The following is a 23,805-nucleotide window of genomic DNA, read 5'->3' as shown; positions in this document are numbered from 1 at the left end:
GCTGGTGCCCGCCGGGCTTCCGGTGGCCCGGCGGTCGGGCTACTCGGTGCGCAGGGCGACGGCGGTGCGGGTCCTGGCCGCCCAGCCGGCCGGGAGCAGCGCGCCGAGCACCGCGATGACCACCCCACCGAGCCCCAGGAGCGCCAGCGTCGGCGTCTGGTAGACCTCCACCATCGCGGTCGGCAGGCGCCGGCCCGCGCTGTGGCCCATCGCGGGGACGATGATCCGCTGCAGCAGCACGCCGAGCGGCACGCCGATCGCGCCGCCGACCAGGCCGATCACGGTCACCGAGGCGACCACCATGGAGACGGTCTGACGCGGCGTCATGCCGAGCGCCTTGACCACGCCGAGGTCACGGATCCGCTCCCGCGTGTCCACGACCACCGTGTTGAGCACGCCCAGTCCGGCGACCGCGACCAGCATCAGGGTGAGCAGGCCGGTGAGCGCGTCCAGCAGGACGACCAGTTGGCTGGAGCCGCCGCCGTCGCCGGTGTGCGCGACGGCGCCGGTCGACCGCAGCGCGGCGTTCAGGCCGTCGGTGTAACCACGCGTTGCGGTGCCGGGCGTGAGCTTGATGTCGAAGTAGTCGGCGTGCAGGTCGGGTTCCGCCCCGGCGAGCGTCGCGGCGTCGGTGAACAGCTGCATGTCCCGGCTGTCGGCGACGAACGCCTCGCCGGTGATCCTCACGGGCAGCGTCGTGCCGTGGTCGGTGATCATCACGGTGTCGCCGACCCTGGTGCCGGTGGCGGTCAGGAACGGCGTCGGCGCGACGGCCTCGCCGGCGCCGTGGAACCAGCGTCCCGTCACCAGTGGGCGGGCGGCCCAGGAGGAGTCGCCGAGGTAGGCGGTGACCGTGACGGTGCTGGTCGAACCGGCCGCCGTGACCTCGGTCTGTGCGGCGCCGTAGTACGCCAGGGTGCCGGGCTGCCGCTCGACGGCCTGCGCCATCGCGGCGGTGTCGGGGCGCGGGTCGCCCGCGGCGGACGCGCCCGGCAGCGGCGGCGGGACGGCCAGCACGGTCACGTCGGCGCTGCCCTGCTTGGAGGCCTCGATCCGCTGGAGCGAGGTGGCCAGGCCGTAGGCGAAGGTGACCGCGGTGGCGCCGAACAGGATCGCGACGACCATCGCGAGGGCCCGGGCCGGGCGGGCGAACGGCTGTGCCAGGCCCATGGTCACGGCACGGGGCAGCGGCAGGGCGCGGGCGATCCGCGCGGCGCGCCGGCCGCGGCCGAGGCGTGGCGTGCGACCCACGGCGAGCGCGTCGACGGTCCGCAGCCGGCCTGCGCGCAGGGCGGCGACCAGGGCGGTCACCGCGACCAGCGCGAGGGTGCCGAGGATCACCGCCGCGTCGACCCACGGGGCGACGGTCAGCGAATCGGTGCCGTACACCTGCTCGGTGGCGGAGAGCACCGTCCCGGCGGCCAGGTTGCCGAGCACGGCGCCGAGCAGCGTGCCGACCGCGGCGGGGATCAGCGCCTGGCCGAGGTGGGCGCGCACGACCTGGCCGGGGGTGAAGCCGACGGCCTTCAGGATGCCGATCCGGCGGGTACCCGAGCCGACCGCCCCGGCCACCACGTTGCCCACGATCAGCACCGACATGGCGATGCCGAGCAGGCCGAAGGCGGTCAGGAAGGGGATGAACAGGCCGGTGCTCCGGCTGTTGCCGTTCCTGACGTTGAGCCAGCTCGTGGCACCGGTCAGCGAGTTCGCGGGCAGGCGGGCGGTGACGGCGGCGCGGTCGTCGGCGAGCTGCGCGTCGGTCCCGGCGCCGGCGAACCGGTACAGCATCTGGTAGCCGGCACCGGTGCCGTGGGCGTCGAGGGCGTCGACCTGCGCGGGGGCGATCCAGCCGTCGGCGGTGCGGCCGACCGACCGGGCGAGGCCGACGATCCGCAGCTCGGCGCTCCCGCCGGAGGCGGTGGGGAAGGCGATCGCCCCGCCGACCGCGAGCTGCGGGCCTGAGTAGTCGGCCGAGACCACGATCTGCCCGGGGCCCGACACCCAGTGACCCTCCGTCAGAGTCACCTGGTCGACCGGCCCGCCCGGCGCGTCCCGGCCGACCAGGGCCATCGGGGGCAGTGACATCCCGGCGGGCAGGGCCTGCCCGGGCACCCCGCTCGGGTTGGTGGACACCGTCCTGAACGGGCCGGCCGCGACCGTGACGCCCGCGGCGTGCGCGCTCGCGCCGACCTGCTCGGCGGTGGCCTTCGCCGCGTCCAACTGCACGGTCAGGTGCGGTCCGTGCTGCCGGGCGAAGGCGTGGTCGAACGGCGCGTCGGAGGCCACCAGCAGGGAGCCGCCGAGCACCGAGGCGGTCACCGCCATCATCGCGGCCAGTCCGGTGACGGCGGTCTGCACGCGGCGGCGGCGCACGCCCGCGCGCAGCACGGTGCCGAGGGCGCTCATCGGGCCACCGCCGTCGCGGCAGCGGCGGCGCGGCGGGTGTCGGCGGCGATCCGGCCGTCCACCAGGCGCACCGTGCGGGTGGCGCAGGACTCGGCGAGCGTCAGGTCGTGGGTGACCATCACCAGGGTCTGCCCGTCCTCGTGCAGCTCGCGCAGCAGCGCCTTGACCTCCTCGCCGGACGCGGAGTCCAGCGCCCCGGTCGGCTCGTCGGCCAGCAGCAGCGCCGGACGGTTCATCAATGCCCGTGCCACCGCCACCCGTTGGCGCTCACCGCCGGACAGTCGGCCCGGGTGGGCGCGCGCGTGCCGGGCGACGCCCAGCGTCTCCAGCAGGCCGAGCGCCCGCCGGCGGGCCTCGCCGCGCCCGGTGCCCGTCAACTCGGCGGGCAGCACGACGTTGTCGAGCACCGTCAGGTCGTCGAGCAGGTTGAAGAACTGGAAGACCATGCCGATCGTGCTCCGCCGGTAGCGCGCCGCCCCGGCCTCGTTCAGGGTGTCCACCCGGGTGCCGGCGACCGTGACGGTCCCCGCGTCCGGCCGGTCCAGCCCGGCGATCAGGTTCAGCAGGGTCGACTTGCCGCTGCCCGACGGGCCGAGGATCGCCAGCGCCTCCCCCGTGGCCACGGTCAGGGAGACCTCGCGCAGGGCGGCCGGCCCGTCCACGAAGGTCCGGGTCACTCCACTGATCTCGATCACGGGTTCGGTCGTCATCGCGTCCTCCTCGCATCCTCTTCCGACGCCCGCCACGCTAGGGTCGGGGGGCGGTCGGCCTCGTCGGCCGCAGGAGGCAAGTGCGGTACCGCGTACGGATGACGGCCTGCGAGGTCATCCTCGAGATGTAGTCGGGAGTGGCAGCGGGTGGGGAGCACGGGGAGCGCCGCGCCGTGGCGCGGGTCGGGCGCGCGGCTGCGCGCGTGGGCGGCCGGACCCGACGCTCCGGTACCGGTGCGGCGGCGGTTGCTGCTGCTGGACGCCGCGCTGGCGGGAGGCTTCGCGCTGGTCGGGCTGCGGTACGCCGTCGATCCGCCCAACGTCCCTACCGCGCCCTGGGACCTGCCGGTGCTGGCGGCCGCCGCGGCCCTCCCGCCGGCCTGGCGGCGGCGCGCGCCACTGGCCGCGCTGGCCGCCCAACTCGTACTGTGCGTCGCCCTGTTGGCCCGCCACGCCTACCCGGACGTGCTGTTCGTCGCCGCACTGGTCACCGTGGTCTCGCTCTACAGCGCCCTGGCCCACAGCGCCTACCGCCGGGGTGCGCTGCTCGCCGCCCCGGTCGCGAGCGCCGTGCTGCTCGTGCTCGTCGACCGGGCGAAGCTGCCGCACTTCCCGAACTGGGTGACGGGCGCGCTGCTGCTCTGCCCGGTGGCGGCGGCGGCCTGGGGGCACCGCCTGTGGGCCGCCCGCACCGAGCGGGGCCGGGCCCGGCTGCGCGCCCTGGAACGGGACCGGATCGAGGCGCTGCGGCAGGCCGTCGAGCACGAACGGGCCCGGATCGCCCGGGAGTTGCACGACGTGGTGACCCACAACGTCAGCGTGATGGTGATTCAGGCCGGCGCCGCCCGGATGGTCGTCGAGCGGGACCCGGCTGCGGCGAAGGAGGCCCTGCTCGCCATCGAGGCGGGCGGCCGCGCCGCGATGACCGACATGCGCAACGTGATGGGCCTGCTGACCATGGACAGCCCCGAGCGGGACCCCGCCACGCAGGCCGAACTCGCCCCGCAGCCGGGCCTGGACGGGCTCGACGCACTGGTCGGCCGGATGCGGGCCGCCGGGATCGACGTCGCGCTGGAGGTCACCGGCGAGCGCCGACCGCTGCCCCCGGGCGTGGAGTTGACGTCGTACCGGCTGGTCCAGGAGGCGCTGACCAACATGGTCAAGCACGCCGTCGGCGCGCGGGCCGAGATCCGGGTCGACCACGGGGCGCGGGAGTTGCGGGTGGACGTCGCCCACACCGAGGGCCGCCCCGGGCCGGCCGCGGCCACCGGCGGCGGCCGGGGCCTGGTCGGCCTGCGCGAGCGCGTCGCCGTCCACGGCGGCACCTTCCACGCCGGGCCCCGCCTCACCGGCGGCTACCGCGTCAAGGCCTCGATCCCGCTGGACGACATGGTGGAGACCCCGTCGGACCCGTTGGGCAGCATGAAGGCCTCGTCGGACGGCATGGAGACCTCGTTGGACAGCATGAAGGCCCCGTCGGACGGCATGGAGACCTCGTTGGACAGCATGAAGGCCCCGTCGGACAGCATGGAGACCTCGTGAACACCCCACTGCGTGTCGTGATCGCCGACGACCAGGCCCTGGTGCGCGCCGGCTTCAGGATGATCCTGTCCGCCGAGGGCATCGAGGTCGCCGCCGAGGCCGACACCGGCGCGGCGGCCGTCCAGGCGGTGCGGCGGACCCTGCCGGACGTGGTGCTGATGGACATCCGGATGCCCGAGATGGACGGCCTGGAGGCCACCCGCCGGATCCTCGCCGCGGGCGGCGATCACACGCCGCGGATCATCATCCTGACCACCTTCGACCTCGACCAGTACGTCTACGCGGCGCTCAGCGCCGGAGCGAGCGGCTTCCTGCTCAAGGACGTCACCCCCGAACACCTGGTCTCCGCCGTCCGCATGGTGCGCGACGGCGACGCACTGCTGGCGCCCACCATCACCCGGCGCCTGGTCGCCCGCTTCGCCCGGCGCGCCGACCCGGCCGCGGCGTCGGCCCCCGAGTGGGCAGGCCGGCACAGTGCGCTCGGCACCCTCACCGCCCGCGAACGCGAGGTCCTCGAACTCGTCGCCCGCGGCATGAGCAACGCCGAACTCGCCGCCCACCTCACCCTGTCCGAGGCCACCGTCAAGACCCACGTGGCCCGCATCCTCGGCAAACTCGGCCTGCGCGACCGCGTCCAGGCCGTCGTGCTGGCCTACGAGAGCGGCCTGGTCGCCCCCGGACAGGCGGTGGAGGAGCGACGCTGAGGCCCGGCACGGCCCCGGGGAGGGACGCCGCGCGGCCCGCCCCGGGGAGGTGGGACGGGCCGTGCGGTGGCAGGTGAGCGGGCGCCCGGAGGGCCGGGTGACGCGGCGTCAGTTGTGGGTGACGCAGTGCCAGTTGGTGGTGACGAGCCGTCAGGTGCGGGTGCCGCCGGAGCCGTTGCCGAGCGGGCCGCCGTTCCAGGCGGCGACGCCCTTGACGATGCTGTCCATCTGGTCCAGCCCCGGGGCCTTGTCGGCGATGTCGAAGCCGAGGTGCACGGCCGTCAGCGCCTTGCCGTCGGCGGTCGGGAAGACCACCGTCTCGACGTAGCCCGCGTTGCCCTTGGAGACGTCGACCTGCCAGCGCACCAGGTAGCCGGAGCGCCCGGCGACGGTGACCGCCTCGTTCTTCAGCTCCTTGTGCCCCGTCAGGTCGGGGTAGGAGCCCTTCGCCGCGGCGGCGATGTCGTCCTGCGCGGCCTGCTTGGCGTCCGTCCCTTTGAGCTGGACCGTGTTGGCGCCGCCGAGCGAGCAGTTGGCGCTGCCGTCGACGCACGTGTAGGAGCCGACGCTGATCGAGGCGGTGCCGTCGGGGGCGGTACCGCCCTCCCAGCCGGACGGGATCGGCAGGCTGATGCCGTTCACGGGGTCCACGGCCTGGTCGGCGCTGCGACCGCCCTTGCCGTTGCCTTGACCGTTCCCGTTGCCCTGCCCGTTCTGGCCGCCGTTGCCCTGGCCGTTCCCGTTGCCCTGGCCGTTCCCGTTGCCTTGGCCGTTCTGGCCGCCGCCGAAGCCGGGGAAGCCGTCGCCGGGATTGCCGTAGCCGAAGCGCTGGCCGCCCTGGCGCTGGGCGACGGGCGCGGAGTCCTTGCCGTCCATCGCCAGGTAGGTGACGCCGGAGCCGACGGCCAGGCCGAGCAGCGCCGCGACGGTGGCGGCGATCAGCACCGGCTTGGACGGCCGCCGCTTCGGCTTGGCCGGCGCCTGGTCGGCGATCGACGGGTACTCGGGGTAGCGGACGCTGTGGCCGTCGGCGTCCAGCACGGTGCCCTCGAGGACCGCGGTGTCCTCGGCGCCGGGCGTCGGCCCGGCGGGCGGGGCGTCGGTCGGCTCGCCGGGGAGGGCGGCCGCGGGCGGGGCGGAGGCGGCCCGGGTTTCGGCCGTCCAGCCCTTGCCGTCCCACCACCGCTCGGGGCGGGGGACGGACACGGTGTCGGTGGGGTCCGGGTACCACCCGGCCGGAATCTGCTGCTCACTCACACCGAAGACCCTAGGCGGCTCCGGATAAGCGGGAAATCAGCGCGGGGCCGAAATCGGGCTCCGGCGATGAGATTCCGGTGAGAATCACGTGAACCGCGTGCGGACGGCCCGGAACGGCCCGGACGGGGACGCCCCGGGGGCGCGCAGCGGGGCGGTTCGCTTCGGGAGGGGCGCACGGGGTCGGCGGGACGCGCAGCGGGGCGTGCGACGGCACGGCAGAATGCGCGCCATGACCTCTCGCCCGGTGATCGGCATCAGCAGCTACCTCAACGACGCGGCCTGGGGACGCTGGGACAGTCAACGCTCGGTCCTGCTGCCCGAGCGCTACCCCGCGATGGTCCGGGCGGCCGGCGGCCTCGCCGTGATGCTGCCGCCGGACGCCCCCGAGTACGCGGCCGCCGCCGTGTCGCGGCTGGACGGGCTGGTGATCGCGGGCGGCGAGGACGTCTCCCCCGCGCTGTACGGCGAGCGCGCCCACGCGGAGACCCGGGCCACCGCGGCCGAGCGCGACCTGTGGGAGGCCGCGCTGATCCGGGCCGCGCTCGCCGCGGACCTTCCGCTGCTCGGCATCTGCCGCGGCATGCAGCTGCTGAACGTGGTCTGCGGCGGCTCCTTGGTCCAGCACCTGCCGGACGTGGTCGGCGACCGCAGCCACGAGGGCGCGCCCAACGAGTACGGCCGCCACACCGTCCGACCGGTCCCCGGGACCCTGCTCGCCGACCTCCTGCCGGAGGCCTCGCTCGTGGTTCCGACCTTCCACCACCAGGCGGTGGCCCGGCTCGGCGAGGGCCTGACGGTCTCCGCCCACGCGGAGGACGGCACCATCGAGGCCGTCGAGGGCGCGGGCTTCACCCTGGGCGTCCAGTGGCACCCCGAACAGGGCGAGGACCTCCGCGTCGCCCGCGCCCTCGTCACCGCCACCCGCCTGGCGGCGGGCGCCTCCACCGAGACGCTGGCCACCGCCAGGGCCTGACGGCCACCCGCCACGGCGGGCCCGCGCCCGCCCCTGGTTTCACGCTTCGCGCTTTCGCGCTACGGGAGCGGGAGACCTGTCAGGGCTGCGGTGGTGCCCAGGGCGGCGGCGGCCAGGAGGCAGGGGACGACGTTGCGGCGGAGGGCTAGGAGCCAGAGGGCGGCGAGGGTGAGGATGGCGTACTGCCAGGGGCGGGCGAGGGCGAGGGCCAGGGGGAGGGCGGAGCCGGCGATGGCGCCGATGACTGCGGGGCCGGCGCCGGTGAGGAAGTTCTGGACGGCGGTGTTGGCGCGTAGGCGGTCGAAGTGGGCGGCGCCGAACAGGACGAAGAGGAAGGAGGGGGCGAAGGCCACTGCTGCGGCGAGCAGTCCGCCGAGGAGGCCCGCGGCCGCGTAGCCGACCACGGAGACGGTCTGCACGACCGGTCCGGGGGTGATCTGGCCGAGGGCGACGGCGTTCAGGAACTGGCCGTCGGTCATCCAGTGGTAGCGGTGTACGGCGTCCTGTTGCATCAGCGGGATGATCACGAAGCCGCCGCCGTAGGAGAGCGCGCCGACCTTGAGGGCGACCCAGGCGAGGGCGCCGAGTCCGCCGGTGGCGGCGACCCCGGGGATCAGCAGCGGGAGGAAGCGGCGCGGGCCTGACGGGGTGTCACCGCCGTGGTCGGGCTGCTCGGCCGGTCGGCGCAGCAGTGGGTCCTTCGTTCGGCTGGTTCGCCGGAAGGCGATCTCCGCGGCGCCGGTGGCGATCAGGACCAGCACCAGCCAGGGGCCGGTGAGGATCGCGGCGAGCGCGCCGAGCAGCAGGTAGCCGCCCCACCGCAGCCGCGCGGCGCCGGGGCCGGGGCCGGAGCGTTGCAGGCTGGCGGGGATCAGCGCGGTGGCGGCCTGCACGGCGACGGCGGGGACGGCCGCGCCGGCGCCGGCCGCGGCGCCGAGCACCCAGTGCGGCGGGCTGCCGGCCAGGAAGAGTGCGGAGAGCGCCAGGATCAGCACCAGGCCGGGGACGATGAACGCGGCGCCGCCGATCAGCGCGCCGGCCGCGCCGCGCAGCCGCCAGGCGGTGAAGATCGCCAGCTGGGTGGAGGCGGGTCCGGGCAGCAGGTTGGTGGCGGCGATGCCGTCCTCGAACTCGGCGGCGGCGAGCCAGCCGCACCGTTCCACGCAGAGCCGGCGCAGCAGCAGGATGTGCGCGGGCGGGCCGCCGAAGCCGGTGATGCCGATCCGGCCCCATTCCTTGGCGATCACCGTCAGCGGGACCTTCTCCGACACGTCCGCTCCTCCGTTCCGACCTCGTCCGCCCGGTTCAGCTGGGCGGATGCGGCGCAGACCCTACCGCAGGCGGGTGTCCGCAACGGGAACGACAACGGTCACCAGTGCAGCCTTTGGATCTTCATCCGAGTTGGGGTTCACTTCGGGTGCGGACACCAGAGCGGAGGACCTCGATGGCCGGCCACGCCCACAGCCACGATCACGAGCAGCGCCACGACCACGACCACGGTGGGGGCGGTCACGCCGGGCACGGCCACGCGGTGTCGGCGGACGCGGACCGGCGCTGGCTGTGGAGTGCGCTGCTGCTGCTCGTGGTGTTCATGGCGGGCGAGGTGGTGGTCGGTTTCGCGGCGAGTTCGCTGGCGCTGATCTCGGACGCGGCGCACATGCTCACCGATGCCGCGTCGATCGCGCTGGCGCTGGTGGCGATGCGGTTGGCGGCCCGTCCGGCGCGCGGCGGTTTCACGTACGGGTTGAAGCGGGCGGAGATCCTGTCCGCGCAGGCGAACGGCGTGACGCTGCTGGTGCTGTCGGCGTGGCTGGGCTACGAGGCGGTCACCCGGCTGATCTCGCCGCCGGCGGTGGAGGGTGGGCTGGTGCTGGTGACGGCGCTGGTGGGCGTGGTGGTGAACCTCGCCGCGACCTGGTGCCTGTCGAAGGCGAACCGTTCCTCGCTGAACGTGGAGGGCGCGTTCCAGCACGTCCTGACCGACCTGTACGCCTTCATCGCGACGGCGGTGGCGGGTGCGGTGGTGCTGTTCACCGGGTTCGTGCGGGCGGACGCGATCGCCTCGCTGGTGGTGGTGGCGCTGATGCTGCGGGCCGGGATCGGGCTGGTCCGGGAGTCGGGGCGGATCTTCCTGGAGGCCGCGCCGGCCGGCATCGACCCGGACCAGGTGGCTGACCGGCTGGTCGCCGCGTCGCAGGTGGAGGAGATCCACGACCTGCACATCTGGGAGATCACCTCCGGGCAGCCGGCGCTCTCCGCGCACATCCTGGTCACCCCGGGCGGCGACTGCCACGCGGTGCGGCGGGAGCTGCAGCGGCAGCTGCGCGAGGACTACCGGATCAGCCACAGCACGCTCCAGGTCGACCACGTCGGCGAGGACGAGGCGGACGGGCTGCTGCAGATCTCCGGCCCGGGCGACGACGACCGCGAGCACTGCGCGGACTCCCACGGCCCGGTGCACCGGGCCGGGCCGCACCCGCACTGAGCGCGCCGGCGACCGTTGTTGACGGTCCGTCGGGGAGGCGCTGCACCGGGCTGTCGGCGCGGTAGGGCATCATCGGGAGGGTGACCGCACCCGCCCCGCGCCTGATGCTGCTCGACACCGCCAGCCTGTACTTCCGCGCCTACTTCGGCGTCCCGGAGTCGATGAAGTCCCCCGACGGCGTGCCGGTGAACGCCGTCCGCGGCCTGCTGGACTTCATCACCCGGCTGGTCCAGGACCACCGGCCCGACCGGCTGGTCGCCTGCATGGACGCCGACTGGCGCCCGCAGTGGCGGGTCGACCTGATCCCCTCGTACAAGACGCACCGCGTCGCCGAGGCGGCGGCCGAGGGCGAGGAGGAGATCCCCGACACGCTCGGCCCGCAGGTGCCGGTGATCGAGGCGGTGCTGGACGCGATCGGCATCGCCCGGGTCGGCGTCGCCGGGTACGAGGCGGACGACGTGATCGGCACCCTGGCGACCGGGGCCGCCGGTCCGGTGCAGATCGTCACCGGCGACCGGGACCTCTTCCAGCTGGTCGACGACGACCGGGCGGTCACGGTGCTGTACCCGGTGAAGGGCGTCGGCCACCCGCAGGTCGTCGACAACGCGTACATCGAGGAGAAGTACGGCGTCGGCGCCGCCTCGTACGCCGATCTCGCGGCGCTGCGCGGCGACGCGAGCGACGGCCTGCCGGGGGTGAAGGGGATCGGCGAGAAGACCGCGGCCCAGTTGCTGCAGACCTACGGCGACCTGGCCGGGGTGCGGGCCGCGGCGCTCGACCCGGCGTCGCGGATCACCCCGGCCCGCCGCAAGAACCTGCTGGACGGCGCCGCGTACCTGGACGTCGCGCCCACCGTGGTCCGGGTCGCCCGGGACGTGCCGCTGCCCGACTTCGACCCGGCCCTGCCGAGCGAGCCGATCGACCCGATGACCCTGGAGTCGCTCTCCACCCGCTGGGGCCTGGGCACCTCGCTCACCCGCACGCTGGACGCCCTCGCGGCCACCCGCTGAGCACCGGCGCCCTGACGGTGGTCAGAGCTTCCGCCCGCGGGCCGGTTCGGGTACCTCGGCCGTGCCGGGGGCTTCGGACGGCGGCGCAGGCGGGGCCGGCCGACGGGCGGTGAACAGGCCGATCAGGACGCCCGCGGCGGAGAGCGCGGCGCCGACCCACAGTGCGGCGGTGAAGCCGTCGACGAAGGCGGTCGGCGAGGTGAACGTGCCGGGGCGGGCGAAGACCGAGGCGAGCAGGGCCACGCCGAAGACTCCGCCGAGCTCGCGCAGCGCGCTGTTGGTTCCGGCCGCCGTGCCGGTCTCCTCCTCGGGTACCGAGCCCATCACCTCGTTCGCCACGGTCGGGAACACCAGCGAGGTGCCGACGCCCGCGACGGTGAGCGCCGCCGCGAGTGCGGCGAAGCCGAGGTCGGGCGAGGCGGTCGCCGCCACCCAGGCGAGGCCGATCGTCTGCATCAGCAGGCCCGTCACGATGAACGGCCGGTTGCCGTACCGGTCGGCGAGCCGGCCGGCGAACGGCGCGACCACCACCGGCGCAGCCGTCCACGCCAGCAGCCGGACACCCGCCTGGAGCGGGGTGAGGCCCTGGGCGGACTGGAAGAACTGCGACATCAGGAACAGCGCACCGAACAGTCCCGCGTACAGGAAGAAGCTCACCCCGTTCGCCGCGGCGAAGCTGCGCCGGCGGAACAGCGAGAGCGGCAGCATCGGATGCGGACTCCGCCCCTCCCACCAGAGGAAGACCGCCACCAGCAGCGCCCCGGCGAGCAGCGAGCCGAGTACCTCGGCACTCGTCCAGCCGGCCGTGTTGGCCCGCACCAGGCCCCAGGTCAAGCCGAGCAGCCCCGCGCCCGCCAGCAGCAGTCCGAGCAGGTCCAGTCGCGGCCGCGGGCCGAAGCTCTCGGTCAGCCGGGTCGCCGCCAGCGGGATCAGCGCCACGCCGATCGGGACGTTGAGCCAGAAGATCCAGTGCCAGCTGATGCCCTGGACCACGGCGCCGCCGACCACCGGTCCGGCCGCCACGGCCAGCCCGGCGATGCCGCCCCACAGGCCGATCGCCGTCCCGCGCTGCGCTCGCGGGAACGCCTCACTGATCAGCGTCAGGGTCAGCGGCATCACCAGTGCCGCGCCGGCGCCCTGCACCGCGCGGGCGGCGATCAGCGCGCCGACCGTCGGCGACAGGGCGGCGGCGGCCGAGGCGGCCGTGAAGACCCCGAGCCCGACGCAGTACATCCGGCGCCGCCCGAAGCGGTCGCCGAGGGCCGCGCCGGTCAGCAGCAGGCAGGCGAAGCACAGGTTGTAGGCGTTCACCGTCCACTCCAGGTCGGTGAGGCTGCCGTGCAGGGACACTCTGAGCACCGGTAGCGCGGTGGTCACCACCAGGGTGTCGAGCGCGGTCATGAACACTCCGAGCGAGGCCAGTACGAGTGTCCAGGCCCGCCGGGTAGGGATGTCGGTCGCCATCGTTCTCACTCCTCCCGCCGGCCGTCCAGCCGTCCACTGCTACGACGAACGGGCACCCGGCCGATGGACGGCGGACGATGGACGGGTACCGCGGTCCATCGGGGCGCATCCCGTTCGTCGTACCTGTGTCCGACCGGACCGAGGAGGTTCTGATGCGCTATCTGCTGATGATCTGTACCGACGAGAACGCGATCGGCGCGATCGGCCCCGAGGAGGGGGCGGCCATGCTGGCCGGCTACACGGCCTTCGGCGAGGAGATGGGACGCCGGGGCGTCCTGCTGGGCGGCGAGCGGCTGCGGCCGACCGCCGATGCCACGACCGTCCGGGTGCGCCAGGACGAGGTCCTGGTTGCCGACGGTCCGTTCGCCGAGACAAAGGAGCAGGTCGGCGGGTACTACCTGGTCGACTGCCGGGATCTCGACGAGGCGATCGAGGTGGCGTCCCGGATTCCCGGAGCGCGCCACGGGACGATCGAGGTGAGGCCGATCTGGGAGCGGTAGCCGAGGATGCCGCCGACGCCGTCGCGGCGGCCTTCCGCGCCGAGTGGGGCCGGATCGTCGCCACCCTGATCCGGGTGACCGGCGACTGGGACCTCGCGGAGGAGTGCGCCCAGGACGCCTTCGCGCGGGCACTGGACCGGTGGCCGCGCGACGGCGTCCCCGCCAAGCCGGGCGCCTGGTTGACCACCACCGCCCGCAACCGCGCCATGGACCGGCTGCGCCGGGCCCGCACGGAGGCCGCCAAACTCCGGCAGCTCGCGGTGACCGCTGACGACGGCCCGCCGGGCCCGCGCGACGACAGCGGGATCCGCGACGACCGGCTGCGGCTGATCTTCACCTGCTGCCACCCCTCGCTGCCGCTGGACGCCCGGGTCGCGCTCACCCTGCGTACCCTCACCGGTCTCACCACCGCGGAGATCGCGCGCGCGTTCCTGGTCGGCGACCAGGCGATGGCCAAACGGCTGGTCCGCGCCAAGGCCAAGATCCGCGACGCCCGCATCCCCTACCGGGTTCCGCCCGCGCCGCTGCTGCCTGAGCGGACGGCGGGCGTGCTGGCGGTGCTCTACCTGCTGTTCAACGAGGGCTACAGCGCCACCGAGGGCACCGACATGATCCGCACCGGCCTGTGCGCGGAGGCGATCCGGCTCGCCCGGCTGCTGGTCGAGCTGATGCCGGACGAACCCGAGGCCCGCGGCCTGCTCGCCCTGATGCTGCTGCACGACGCCCGCCGCGCGGGCCGGGTGAACGCCGCCGGAGCCCTCGTCCCGCTGGAGGAGCAGGACCGCACCCGGTGGAACGCCGCCACCGTCGCCGAGGGGTTGGCCGTCCTGGGTCCGCTGCGCCGGCACGGCTTCTACCGGCTCCAGGCGGCCATCGCCGCCTGCCATGCCGCGGCGCCGACCGCCGCGGACACCGACTGGCCCCGGATCGCCCGACTGTACGAGCGGCTGCTCTCGGAGGCCCCCTCCCCCGTGGTCGAGCTCAACCTCGCCGTGGCCCGGGCGATGACCGAAGGGCCGGCCGTGGGACTGCGGTTGATCGCCGCCCTGGAGTCCTCCGGCGCGCTCGCCGGCTACCACCTGCTCCCCGCCACCCGCGCCGACCTGCTGCGCCGGCTCGGCCGCGACGCCGAGGCCGCCGCCGCCTACCGCGAGGCCCTGGCGCTGGCCGCCTCCGACCCCGAACGCGCCTACCTGGCCCGCCGTCTGCGCGAAACCGGCGGTGGCTGAGGCCCGGGGCCTTCGCGGGGCCCGGGCCGTGAGGTGACGCGGGATCGGCAGGCCGCGAGGTGACGCGGGATCAGCGGGCGCTGCCGAGTCCGCGGTCGGCCTCGGCGCCCTCGAGCATGAGGGTGGTCTCCTCGATGCGGCGGAAGCGGCCGTCAGGGGCGAACTCGCCGAACAGGTAGACCTCCATGCGGACCGTGGAGCCGTCGGTCTTGACCACCTCCATGGTGTGGCGGTCGGCGTAGCGGTCGCCTTCCACGACCTCGTCGTGCACCTGGACCGAGCCGCCGGCCACGACCTCGCGCAGGTGGGCGATGTGGGCGAGGAACTCGGTGCGGTCGGCCCAGTCGCCGTCGGTGCGCTGGCGGTAGTCGGGGGCGAAGTGGCGGTCCGCGGCCTCGTCCAGGTCGAGTCCCGGGGTGAGGAGGAGGTCGGTGAGGGCGGCGCGGACGTCGGTGCGGTTCATGGGGATTCCTTCGATGGCGTGCGGGAGTGTCCCGCCGTGGACCGGGATATGCGTGCCTCAAGCACGCTTTCGACCGTAGCAGGAAAAGCGTGCGCCGCGCACGCTAATCTGCAGGGGTGAAGAACTCGACCGGCCACGACATCGCCGACGCCCTCGGACTGCTCCTCCGGCGCAGCACCCGCGACCGCCTCTACACCCACCTGACCGAGGGCCTGGGCGAGGCGGTCGACGAGCTCACCTACCCGGTCCTCAGCGGCCTGGCCCGCACCGGCCCCTGCAACGCTGCCGACCTCGGCCGGGAGGTCGACCTGGACCGCACCACCGTGACCCGCCGCGCCGACCGCCTCGAACAGGCCGGCCTGCTCAGCCGCGAGCCCGACCCGGCCGACGGCCGCTCCACCCTGCTCTGCCTCACCGACGACGGCCGCACCGTCATCGCCGCCACCCGCCGGCGCCTGGCGGCCGCCATCGAGGACTCGCTCGCCTCTTGGCCCGCTCCCGAGGCCCAGGACTTCGCCCGCCACCTGCGCCGCTTTGTCGACCACGGGCCCTTCGCCGCCGACCGCGACTGACGAAGGCGCTGCCCGGCGACCGGACCGCGGAAAGTGGTAGACCGTAGGCGTGCGGCAGAACTCGGCGGCGGACGCCGTCCCAGCAACGACGCGAGCGGCGGGGGCCGTCGCGGCGGACCTCGAAGGACGGATCGGGCGGGCCGAGTGGCCCGTCGGGGGGCGCCTGCCGGGTGAGCAGGCCCTGGCCCGGGAGTACGGGACGACCCGGGCGCGGGTGCGGACGGCGCTGGCGGCGCTGGCCCGGCGCGGGCTGGTGGTGTCGCGGCCCAACTCCGGCTGGTACGTGCAGGCCGACTTCCGGGCCCAGACGGTCGGCGAGCTGCGCCCGTTCTCGGGGTGGGCGGCCGGGCACGGGCTGGACTTCGGCGGGCAGGTGGTGCGGCGCGAGCGCAGCGGGGCGAACGCCGTGGAGGCGCGGCGGTTCGGGATCGGTCTGGGCGACCCGGTGCTGCGGTTCGTGCGGGTGCGCACGCTGAACGGCCGGCCGGTGATGATCGAGCGCTCGACCTGGGCGCCGTGGGTGGAGCCGGTGGTGGACCGGCTGCCCGACGACGTGCCGTCGGTCTTCGACGGGCTGGCCGACGCCGGGGTCAGGATCGCGCTCGGCGGGCACCGGATCGAGGCGGTCGCGGCCTCCAGCGAGGACGTCCGGCTGTTGGGGGTCCGGCGCTCCAGCCCGCTGCTGCAGGTGAGCCGGACCGGTGAGACCGCGGCCGGGCGGGTGGCCGAGCTGGCGGTGGACCGGTACCTGCCGGAGGTGGTCGCCTTCGACGTGCGGCCGGGCGACGTGAACCGCACCCTGCTGGATCCGCCGCACTGACCGCCCAGGACCGGCCCAGTGTGCGCAGTCGGCGACCGAGTCCGCCGGTCGGGCCGTCGAAACGGTGAGGTGTCGCACCGCGTTCACTGCTGATTCATCGTGAGCGCTTCTGATCTGAATCGCCCTCATACGGGCAGTTCGGCTCACCAGGAGTGACAGATGACGACCGACCCCCGACTCTCCCCGTCCGACAAGGCCGCGCAGCAGGTGGTGGTCCCCCAGTCGGTGCTGCGCTCGGGCCTCTCCCGGCGCGGCATGCTCAAGGCGATGGGCCTGCTCGGCGGCGGCTCCGCGCTGGCCGCGGGCGCCGCGTCCGCCTGGCCGACCGACGGCGCCGCGGCCGGGACGGTCGCCTACGCGCTGCCCGACGGCTTCACCGGCACGATCGCCGACCTCAAGCACGTGGTGATCCTGATGCAGGAGAACCGGTCCTTCGACCACTACTACGGTGCGATGCCGGGCGTGCGCGGCTTCAACGACAAGCAGGGGCTGCGGTTCCCGAACGGCACCGACGTCTTCTCGCAGCCCAGCGGCTCGTCCGTGGTCAAGCCGAAGCACGTCACCACGGTGGCGCAGACCACCACCGGCCTGGCGCACGACTACGGCACCGGCACCGGCGCCTGGAACGCCGGCCGGTACAACAACTGGATCCCCGCCAAGGGCAGCGCGACCATGAACTACCTCACGGGCGAGGAGATCCCGTGGCAGTGGTCGCTGGCCAGCACCTACACCCTCTGCGACAACTACCACTGCTCGGTGATGGGCCCGACCACGCCCAACCGCCTCTACCTGTGGACCGGCACCTCCAACGGCGTCACCTCCAACGGCGGCGAGACCTCCGGCAACCGGGCCTGGCAGACCTACCCCGAGGCGCTGCAGGCGGCCGGCGTCTCCTGGCGGGTCTACGTCGACAACAACAACGGCGACGGCTGGCGCGGCGACTACGAGGACAACCCGATCCGCGGCTTCGCCACCTTCACCCCCAGCGCGGCCAACCTCGCCGACCCGGTGAAGACCGCCCCCGGCACCGGTGTGGTCTGGCGGGCCAACTCCTTCCCGTACGCGCCGGACGGCCTGCCCAACGACGACAGCGACACCAACCTCGACGGCGTGCTGGGCGAGTTCATCAAGGCCTGCGCGCCCGGCGCCGAGCACCCGCTGCCGCAGGTGTCCTGGATCGTCGCGCCGTACGAGTGGTCGGAGCACCCCTCGGCCAACCCCGAGCACGGGGCGCACTACACGAACCGGGTGATCAAGGCGCTGCAGAGCAACCCGGACATCTGGAACCACACCCTGCTGATCCTCAACTTCGACGAGAACGACGGCTACTTCGACCACGTGCTGCCGCCGGCCCCGGAGGCCGGCACGGCGGGCGAGTTCTCCGGCAGCACCCCGATCGGCTACGGCGCCCGGGTCCCGATGACCCTGGTCTCGCCGTGGACCCGGGGCGGCTGGGTCAACTCCGAGGTGTTCGACCACACGTCGGTGATCCGCTTCCTGGAGGTGTGGACCGCCTCGCTGGGCACCCCGGCGCTGAGCACCACCATCACGCCTTGGCGACGGGCCGTCAGCGGCGACCTGACCAGCGCGATCGACTTCACCCGCCCGGTGCTCGGCGTCCCCTCGCTGCCCGACACGGCGGCGCTGGTGGCGATCGCCCGGGCCGGCGGCACCATCGCCAATCAGGTGCCCTCCGAGGACAAGTGGACCGACTACCCGGCGCTGCGCCCGCGTCCGCTCCCGTTCCACCCGCACGGCACGTTCAGCGAGAACCGCGCCACCGGCAAGGTCACCGCGCACCTGAGCCTGGCCGGCGGGCCGGCCGGAAAGGCCGTCAGCCTGCAGGTCTTCCCGGACAAGTACAAGGCGTTCGGCAACACCCCGTACACGGTCACCGCGACCGCCGGGCGCGACCACACCTGGGACGCCGCCGCCTACCAGGGCCGCTACGCCTTCTCGGTCTACGGCCCGGACGGCTTCGTGCGCTCGCACGCCGGCACCGTGCTGCCGGCCGGCCAGAACAACGCCGGGGTGCCCCGGGTCGACGTGGACCTGGTCACCGGCACCGCCCCGACCGTCGCCTTCACCCTGCACAACGACGGCCTGCAGCAGGTGCGTTACACCCTGACCGCGAACGACCACGTCGGCGGGGTGCAGAACCTGTGGGTCGCGCCGGGCGCCACCCAGACCGTCGACTGGCCCACCGCGGACGGCTACTACGACGTCGTCCTGACCGCCGACACCGGCACCGGGTGGAAGCACCGGTACGCCGGGCGGGTCGCCCGCACCTCGGCCTGATCAGCCCCTGAGACCTGGAGCTCCTCGCATGCGCATCCCCTCGCGCCGCCTCACCGCGGCGTGCCTCTCGACCACGCTGAGCCTGGGCAGCCTGGTCCTCGGGCTGGCCGCCCCGGCCGCCGCGGACCCGACGTACGACCCGCGCGACGCCGTCCAGCCGGTGGTCTCGTACACCTTCGACGACGACTCCGGAAACACCGTCACCGACAGCTCCCCGCGCGGCAACCACGGCACCTGGTCGGGCACCCCGGCGTACGCCGCGGGCGTCTCGGGCCGGGCGCTGCACATCAGCGGCGGCAAGAACTTCGTGACGCTGCCGCGGGTGGCCGGCCAGACCGACGGCTCGGGCAGCTTCGCCTTCGAGACCTGGTGGTACGACAACACGGCCACCGCCGACGCCCCGCTGGTGGCCAACCAGAACTTCGCCTCCTGCGCCAACCCCGGCTTCACCTTCTACCACGTCAGCGGCACCTACCAGCAGCGCTCCTGCTACGGCGTCGGCGGCACCAAGACCTACAGCACCACCCGCACCGCGACCATCCGGGGCGGCTGGCACCACCTCGCGGTGGTGCAGGACGCGACGGCGCACACCTACGCGTACTACGTGGACGGCGTGCTGTTCTCGACCACCGCGACCGACTCCGGCACCACCGCCGCGAACTTCAACTCCGGCAGCCCGATCCGGATCGGGCAGGACGGCACCGGGGCGTACAGCGCCACCGACGACGCGCTGGTCGACGACTTCACCTTCTACAACCAGGCGATCACCGCCGACCAGGTCGCCGCCGACTTCGCGGCCACCGACCCGGCCACCCACTTCCCGGTGACGGTGACCGGCGACGGCCACGGCACCGGCACGGCCGCCGTCCAGGCCCCGGCCGCCGGCACCCCGGACCGGCTCACCGCCACCCCCGACGCCGGCTACTCCTTCGTCGGCTGGACGCCGGTCACCCCGCCCGACCTGGCGATCGGCGCGGACGGCTCGTTCACCGCACCCGGCACGGCCGTCACCGTCAAGGCCGCCTTCCGGCCCAACACCTACACGATCACCTTCGACGGCAACGGCGCGGACGGCGGCGGCACCGCCGCCCAGCAGCTGGCCTACGACCAGTCCGCGGCGCTGAGCGCGAACGGTTTCACCGCCGCGGGGAAGCAGTTCACCGGCTGGAGCACCAGCCCGACCGGCCCGACCGTCTACCGGGACGCGGCGCAGGTGCGCAACCTCAGCACCGCCGACCGGGGCACCGTCACGCTGTACGCCCGCTGGGCCCCCGCCGGTTCCTTCCAGGTCACCGCGACCGGCGACGAGCACACCACCGTGCGCACCTCGGCCGACCAGGCCGCGGGCTGGGTCCTGCCCGGCACCACGGTCACCGCGACCGCCACTCCGGCGACCGGCTACAGCGCCACCTGGCAGGCGCTCTCCCCCGCCGGTCTGGCCGTCGGCGCGGACGGCTCCTTCACCATGCCCGGGCAGGACGCGGTGTTGAAGGCCGTGTCCACGCCCAACCGCTACACCGTGGCCTTCGACGGCAACGGCGCCGACGGCGGGGCCACCGCGGCCCAGCAGCTGAGCTACGACCAGCCGGCCGCCCTCACCGCCGACGGCTTCACCCGCACCGGCTTCGGCTTCCTCGGCTGGGCGACCTCACCCACCGGCGCGGTGGCGTACACCGACGGCCAGCAGGTGGCCAACCTCTCGGCCGCGGCCGGGTCGACGGTCACGCTCTACGCGGTCTGGGGCCGCTACCGGGCGCCGGGCGACACGGCCGCCCCGATCGCCTCGTACGACTTCGAGGCCGACCGGGGCGGCACCGTCACCGACGGCTCCGGCCACGGCAACGACGCCGCCTGGAAGGGCAGTTCGGCCTACGCCCGGGGCTTCTCCGGCCTGGCCGCCCACATCAACGCCGGCCAGGTGGTCCAGCTGCCGAAGGCGGCCGGGCAGACCGACGGCTCGGGCAGCTTCTCGTTCTCCATGTGGTGGGGCGAGTACGGCGAGACGGTGGACGGCCCGCTGGTCAGCAACCAGGACTTCAACGCCTGCAACAACCCCGGCCTGTCGTTCTACAACGTCTCCGGCACCACCACGACCCGTGCCTGCTGGGGCGTCACCGCCGGCGGCACCCGGCAGTACACCGCGACCAACCCGGCTCCGCTGCAAGGGAACTGGCGCTACCTCACGGTGGTGGTCGACCGCAAGGCGCAGACCGTCGCGTACTACGTGGACGGCGCCCTGTTCACCACCTCGACGGCCGGCCAGGTCACCGCGGCCACCGCCTTCGCCTCCGGCCTGCCGTTCATGATCGGCCAGGACGGCACCGGCGGGTACGGCGCCTCGGTGGACGCCCTGGTCGACGACTTCGACTTCTACAACCAGGCGCTGACGCCCGCTCAGATCGCCAACGACTACCGGGCCACCCGGCCCGCCGCCACCGCGCTGCCGGACGAGTCGACGGTCGACCTGCCGGTGCCCGTCCCCACCCTGTCGCCCGGCTTCGTCGCCGACACCCTGCACGCCCCGCCGGTCCGCACCGGCGACCCGGTCAAGCAGCCGCTGGCCGCGCTCTGGTACGGCGGCACCGCCCGCACCTTCACCCGGGTCGGCGGCGACTCCTGGCTGAGCGTCGGCGCCGACGGCACGGTCACCGGAACCGCGCCGGGCACCGCGCCGCAGCACCCGGGCACCGTCACGGTGGAGGCCACCGACGGCACCACCACCGCGCGGATCACCGTCGAGGTCCCGGTCGTCGCGGCCGGGGACGCCCCGCAGGTCGCCGCCGCCACCTGGAACCTCTGGGACAACGGCGGCCACGTCGCGGACGCGCTGCCCAAGGACCTCGCCGTGATCGCCGCCAACGGCCTCGGCGTGATCGCCGTGCAGGAGGACGGCGGCACCGGGGCCCACCGGATCGCCCAGGCGCTCGGCTGGTACGACTACGAGGGCGGCAACGGCCTCGGCATCGTCTCGGCCTGGCCGATCTCCGCCACCACCGCGGCGACCGCGGGCGTACCCGCGATCGCGGTCACCGTGAACGTCGCCGGCCACGACGTCCGGGTCTGGAACACCGCGCTGGACGAGTCCGGCTACGGCCCGGACAAGGCCTGCGCGCCGGGCGGCGCGGACGCCGGGCAGCTGGTCGCCGACGAGCGCGCCGGCACCCGCTACGCCCAGGCCCAGGCGGTCGCCTCGGCCGTCAGGGCCGACACCGCGGGAGGCCGGCCGGTCCTGCTGCTGGGCGACCTGGCCTCCCCGTCGGCCGCCGACTGGACGGCCGCCACGGCCGCCGCGCACTGCGCCGCCGGCCCGGTGGACTGGCCGGTGCCGGCCGCCTTCGCGGCCGCCGGGCTGACCGACACCTTCCGCGCCGCGCATCCGGACCCGGCCGCCGACCCCGGTGCCACCTGGTCCCCGGTCACCGCCACCGCCTCGCAGGACCGGATCGACTACGTCCTCGCCGCGGGCGACGACCTGCACGTGCTCGGCTCCAACACCCTGGTGGCCGGCTGGCCCTCGGCCACCGACGTCCAGTCGAACGCCTGGACCAGCGACCACGCCGCCGTGGTCACCACCCTCACCCTCGGCACCCCGCAGCCCGCGGCCGGCGCCCCGACCGTGGCGGTCGCCCACGACGCGCTGGTCTACCAGGCGGGCCGCGGCCCGGCCGACGACGCCGCCCTGCGGGCGGCCGTCGGCGCCACCGCGAGCCCGACGGCCGCGGCGCTGACGTTCGACGCCGGCGGCGTGAACTGGCTGACGCCGGGCTGGTACACCGTGCTGGTGACGGCCGTCGCGGACGGCCGGACCTCCGCGCCGGTCGCGGTGACCGTGCACGTGGTCCCGGTCGCCAGGCTCTCGGTGGGCAACCCGACCGTGCAGGCGCCCGGACTGGGCCTGAGCTCCTCGGCGGTGCTCGGGGGCCTGAACCCCGCCCTGAACGTCCCCGGCACACTGTCGGTGGACCTCTCGGCGGTCGACACCTCGCGGACCGGCGACTACCCGGTGACCGTCACCGGCACCGACGACTTCGGGTTCACCGCCACCGCGGGCGCCACCGTGCGGATCACCTCGGCGGACCTCCCGCCCGTGGTGACCGCCTCGGTCGCCCCGGCCGCGGCCGACGGCGCCGCCGGCTGGTACCGCACCGCCCCGGTCGTCTCCGCCGCCGCCACCGACGACTCGGGCACCGCGCCGCGCCTCGAGTACCAGGTCGGCGACGGCCGGTGGACCGGCTACCAGGGCCCGGTGACGGTGCCGGACGGCACGCTGACCTACCGGTTCCGCGCCACCGACGCCGCCGGCCACACCTCGGAGCCGGTCACCGTCACCGTGCGCGCCGACGGCACCGCGCCGGCCACCAGCGCGACCACCGCGCCCGGTGCGACGATCATCGCGCCGGTGACCGTGACCCTGACCGCCGCCGACGCCGATTCGGGCGTCGCCCGCACCGAGTACCGGGTCCGCGACGGCCAGTGGACTCCCTACGCGGGCCCGTTCACCGTCACACCGGACTTCGCCGACCAGACCGTCGCCTTCCGCTCCACCGACACCGCCGGCAACGCCGAGCCGGAGCGGCAGTTGACCGTCCCGGCGATCCGGCCGGTCGGCCCGGCCCTCACCACCACCGCCCCGGCCGTGCCCTACGGCACGGCGGCGACGGTGCGGGTGGCGGTCTCCTCCCCCGGCCTGCCGGCGAGCGGCACGGTGGTGCTGACCGAGGGCGCCACCGAGCGCGGCCGGGCCGTGCTCGGCCAGGACGGCACGGCGCTGCTCACCCTGCCGGTCGGCCTGGCCGCGGGCTCCCACGCGCTGCTGGTCTCGTACGGGGGCAGCGCGCTGCTCACCCCGGCCACCCAGACGCTGACGGTCACGGTGACGCTGCCGACGGCCTGGCAGTCCTCGGCGGTGTACCAGGCCGGGGACCGGGTCGCCTTCCAGGGCAGGCTCTTCCAGGCCTCCTGGTACACCCGCGGCCAGCAGCCGGGCGATCCGACCGGCGCCTGGCAGGAGATCGCGCTGACCGAGAACGGCGCCGCCGCCTGGACCGCCTCCCGGGTCTTCCAGGCCGGCGACCTGGCGGTCCACGACGGCAAGGTCTTCCGGGCCCGCTTCTACACCCGCAACCAGGCCCCCGGGGACCCGAACGGCCCCTGGGAGGAGCAGGCTCCGGCCGGCCCGGACGGCATCGCGGCGTGGACCCCGAGCACGGTGTACAACGCCGGTGACCGGGTCCGCTACCTCGGCGCGGTCTACCAGGCCCGCTGGTACACCCGCAACCAGACCCCGGACACGGTCAGCGGCCCCTGGAAGAAGGTGGGTTAACGGTCCGAGGCGGATCGCGGGGCGGCGGCCCGGGACGGGTTCCCGGGCC

At 74.6% G+C, this 23,805-nt stretch carries 17 protein-coding genes; 11 read left to right on the top strand and 6 right to left on the bottom strand.

Annotated elements, in window-relative coordinates; all coding sequences use genetic code 11:
• Window positions 1-39 precede the first annotated feature (39 nt).
• Together AB0K51_RS12165 and AB0K51_RS12160 are read right to left on the bottom strand one after the other, a co-directional pair.
• A complete protein-coding gene (locus AB0K51_RS12165) occupies window positions 40-2,406 on the bottom strand; it encodes an FtsX-like permease family protein (protein ID WP_363453385.1) in 2,367 nt (788 codons plus the stop codon).
• Window positions 2,403-3,116 carry an ABC transporter ATP-binding protein gene (locus tag AB0K51_RS12160; protein ID WP_363453383.1) on the bottom strand — a complete coding sequence of 238 codons (714 nt, stop codon included), beginning with the start codon at window positions 3,114-3,116 and terminating at the stop codon, window positions 2,403-2,405. Before AB0K51_RS12160 ends, AB0K51_RS12165 begins: the two co-directional genes overlap by 4 nt.
• Window positions 3,117-3,263: 147 nt before the next feature.
• Between AB0K51_RS12160 and AB0K51_RS12155 the strand changes: the two genes are divergently transcribed.
• Window positions 3,264-4,658 carry a histidine kinase gene (locus AB0K51_RS12155; RefSeq protein WP_363453381.1) on the top strand — a complete coding sequence of 465 codons (1,395 nt, stop codon included), beginning with the start codon at window positions 3,264-3,266 and terminating at the stop codon, window positions 4,656-4,658.
• A complete protein-coding gene (locus tag AB0K51_RS12150) occupies window positions 4,655-5,362 on the top strand; it encodes a response regulator transcription factor (protein WP_363453379.1) in 708 nt (235 codons plus the stop codon). The genes AB0K51_RS12155 and AB0K51_RS12150 overlap by 4 nt, the downstream gene beginning before the upstream one ends.
• 150 nt (window positions 5,363-5,512) lie before the next feature.
• On the opposite strand, the gene AB0K51_RS12145 is transcribed toward AB0K51_RS12150, so the two are convergent.
• Window positions 5,513-6,619: a DUF2510 domain-containing protein gene (locus AB0K51_RS12145; RefSeq protein ID WP_363453377.1), complete on the bottom strand. Its 1,107-nt coding sequence runs from the start codon at window positions 6,617-6,619 to the stop codon at window positions 5,513-5,515.
• Between the two features lie 229 nt (window positions 6,620-6,848).
• Between AB0K51_RS12145 and AB0K51_RS12140 the strand changes: the two genes are divergently transcribed.
• On the top strand, window positions 6,849-7,592 hold the full coding sequence (locus AB0K51_RS12140; protein WP_363453375.1) for a gamma-glutamyl-gamma-aminobutyrate hydrolase family protein: 744 nt from the start codon (window positions 6,849-6,851) through the stop codon (window positions 7,590-7,592).
• Window positions 7,593-7,651: 59 nt separating this feature from the next.
• On the opposite strand, the gene chrA is transcribed toward AB0K51_RS12140, so the two are convergent.
• Window positions 7,652-8,863, bottom strand: a complete 1,212-nt coding sequence (gene chrA, locus AB0K51_RS12135) for a chromate efflux transporter (RefSeq protein WP_363453373.1) — start codon at window positions 8,861-8,863, stop codon at window positions 7,652-7,654.
• A 173-nt stretch (window positions 8,864-9,036) separates the two neighbouring features.
• Between chrA and AB0K51_RS12130 the strand changes: the two genes are divergently transcribed.
• Both AB0K51_RS12130 and AB0K51_RS12125 read left to right on the top strand, forming a co-directional pair.
• Window positions 9,037-10,077 carry a cation diffusion facilitator family transporter gene (locus AB0K51_RS12130; RefSeq protein ID WP_363453371.1) on the top strand — a complete coding sequence of 347 codons (1,041 nt, stop codon included), beginning with the start codon at window positions 9,037-9,039 and terminating at the stop codon, window positions 10,075-10,077.
• Window positions 10,078-10,181: 104 nt separating this feature from the next.
• Window positions 10,182-11,087: a 5'-3' exonuclease gene (locus tag AB0K51_RS12125; RefSeq protein ID WP_363453599.1), complete on the top strand. Its 906-nt coding sequence runs from the start codon at window positions 10,182-10,184 to the stop codon at window positions 11,085-11,087.
• A gap of 21 nt (window positions 11,088-11,108) precedes the next feature.
• Here AB0K51_RS12125 and AB0K51_RS12120 read toward each other — a convergent pair whose 3' ends face one another.
• Window positions 11,109-12,551 carry an MFS transporter gene (locus tag AB0K51_RS12120; protein ID WP_363453369.1) on the bottom strand — a complete coding sequence of 481 codons (1,443 nt, stop codon included), beginning with the start codon at window positions 12,549-12,551 and terminating at the stop codon, window positions 11,109-11,111.
• A gap of 152 nt (window positions 12,552-12,703) precedes the next feature.
• On the opposite strand from AB0K51_RS12120, the gene AB0K51_RS12115 reads away from it, so the two are divergent.
• On the top strand, window positions 12,704-13,051 hold the full coding sequence (locus AB0K51_RS12115) for a YciI family protein (protein WP_363453597.1): 348 nt from the start codon (window positions 12,704-12,706) through the stop codon (window positions 13,049-13,051).
• Window positions 13,039-14,280, top strand: a complete 1,242-nt coding sequence (locus tag AB0K51_RS12110) for a sigma-70 family RNA polymerase sigma factor (RefSeq protein ID WP_363453595.1) — start codon at window positions 13,039-13,041, stop codon at window positions 14,278-14,280. The genes AB0K51_RS12115 and AB0K51_RS12110 overlap by 13 nt, the downstream gene beginning before the upstream one ends.
• A 70-nt stretch (window positions 14,281-14,350) precedes the next feature.
• Here the strand turns inward: AB0K51_RS12110 and AB0K51_RS12105 are convergent, their stop codons facing one another.
• Complete coding sequence (locus AB0K51_RS12105) at window positions 14,351-14,743, bottom strand: nuclear transport factor 2 family protein (RefSeq protein WP_363453367.1); 393 nt, start codon at window positions 14,741-14,743, stop codon at window positions 14,351-14,353.
• A gap of 116 nt (window positions 14,744-14,859) precedes the next feature.
• Between AB0K51_RS12105 and AB0K51_RS12100 the strand changes: the two genes are divergently transcribed.
• The 4 genes from AB0K51_RS12100 (at window position 14,860) to AB0K51_RS12085 (ending at window position 23,756) form a co-directional block, all read left to right on the top strand.
• Complete coding sequence (locus tag AB0K51_RS12100; protein WP_363453365.1) at window positions 14,860-15,315, top strand: MarR family transcriptional regulator; 456 nt, start codon at window positions 14,860-14,862, stop codon at window positions 15,313-15,315.
• 49 nt (window positions 15,316-15,364) lie between these two features.
• A complete protein-coding gene (locus AB0K51_RS12095; RefSeq protein ID WP_363453363.1) occupies window positions 15,365-16,135 on the top strand; it encodes a GntR family transcriptional regulator in 771 nt (256 codons plus the stop codon).
• Window positions 16,136-16,294: 159 nt separating this feature from the next.
• Window positions 16,295-18,433 (top strand): alkaline phosphatase family protein, encoded by a 2,139-nt coding sequence (locus tag AB0K51_RS12090; protein ID WP_363453361.1) that lies wholly within the window; start codon window positions 16,295-16,297, stop codon window positions 18,431-18,433.
• 28 nt (window positions 18,434-18,461) lie between these two features.
• Window positions 18,462-23,756: a LamG-like jellyroll fold domain-containing protein gene (locus AB0K51_RS12085; RefSeq protein ID WP_363453359.1), complete on the top strand. Its 5,295-nt coding sequence runs from the start codon at window positions 18,462-18,464 to the stop codon at window positions 23,754-23,756.
• Window positions 23,757-23,805 lie beyond the last annotated feature (49 nt).

This window comes from Kitasatospora sp. NPDC049285, assembly GCF_040678815.1.
Taxonomy (GTDB): Bacteria; Actinomycetota; Actinomycetes; order Streptomycetales; family Streptomycetaceae; genus Kitasatospora.
The sequence above is the reverse complement of the archived record's forward strand: the minus strand, read 5'-3'. Positions and strand labels throughout refer to the sequence as shown.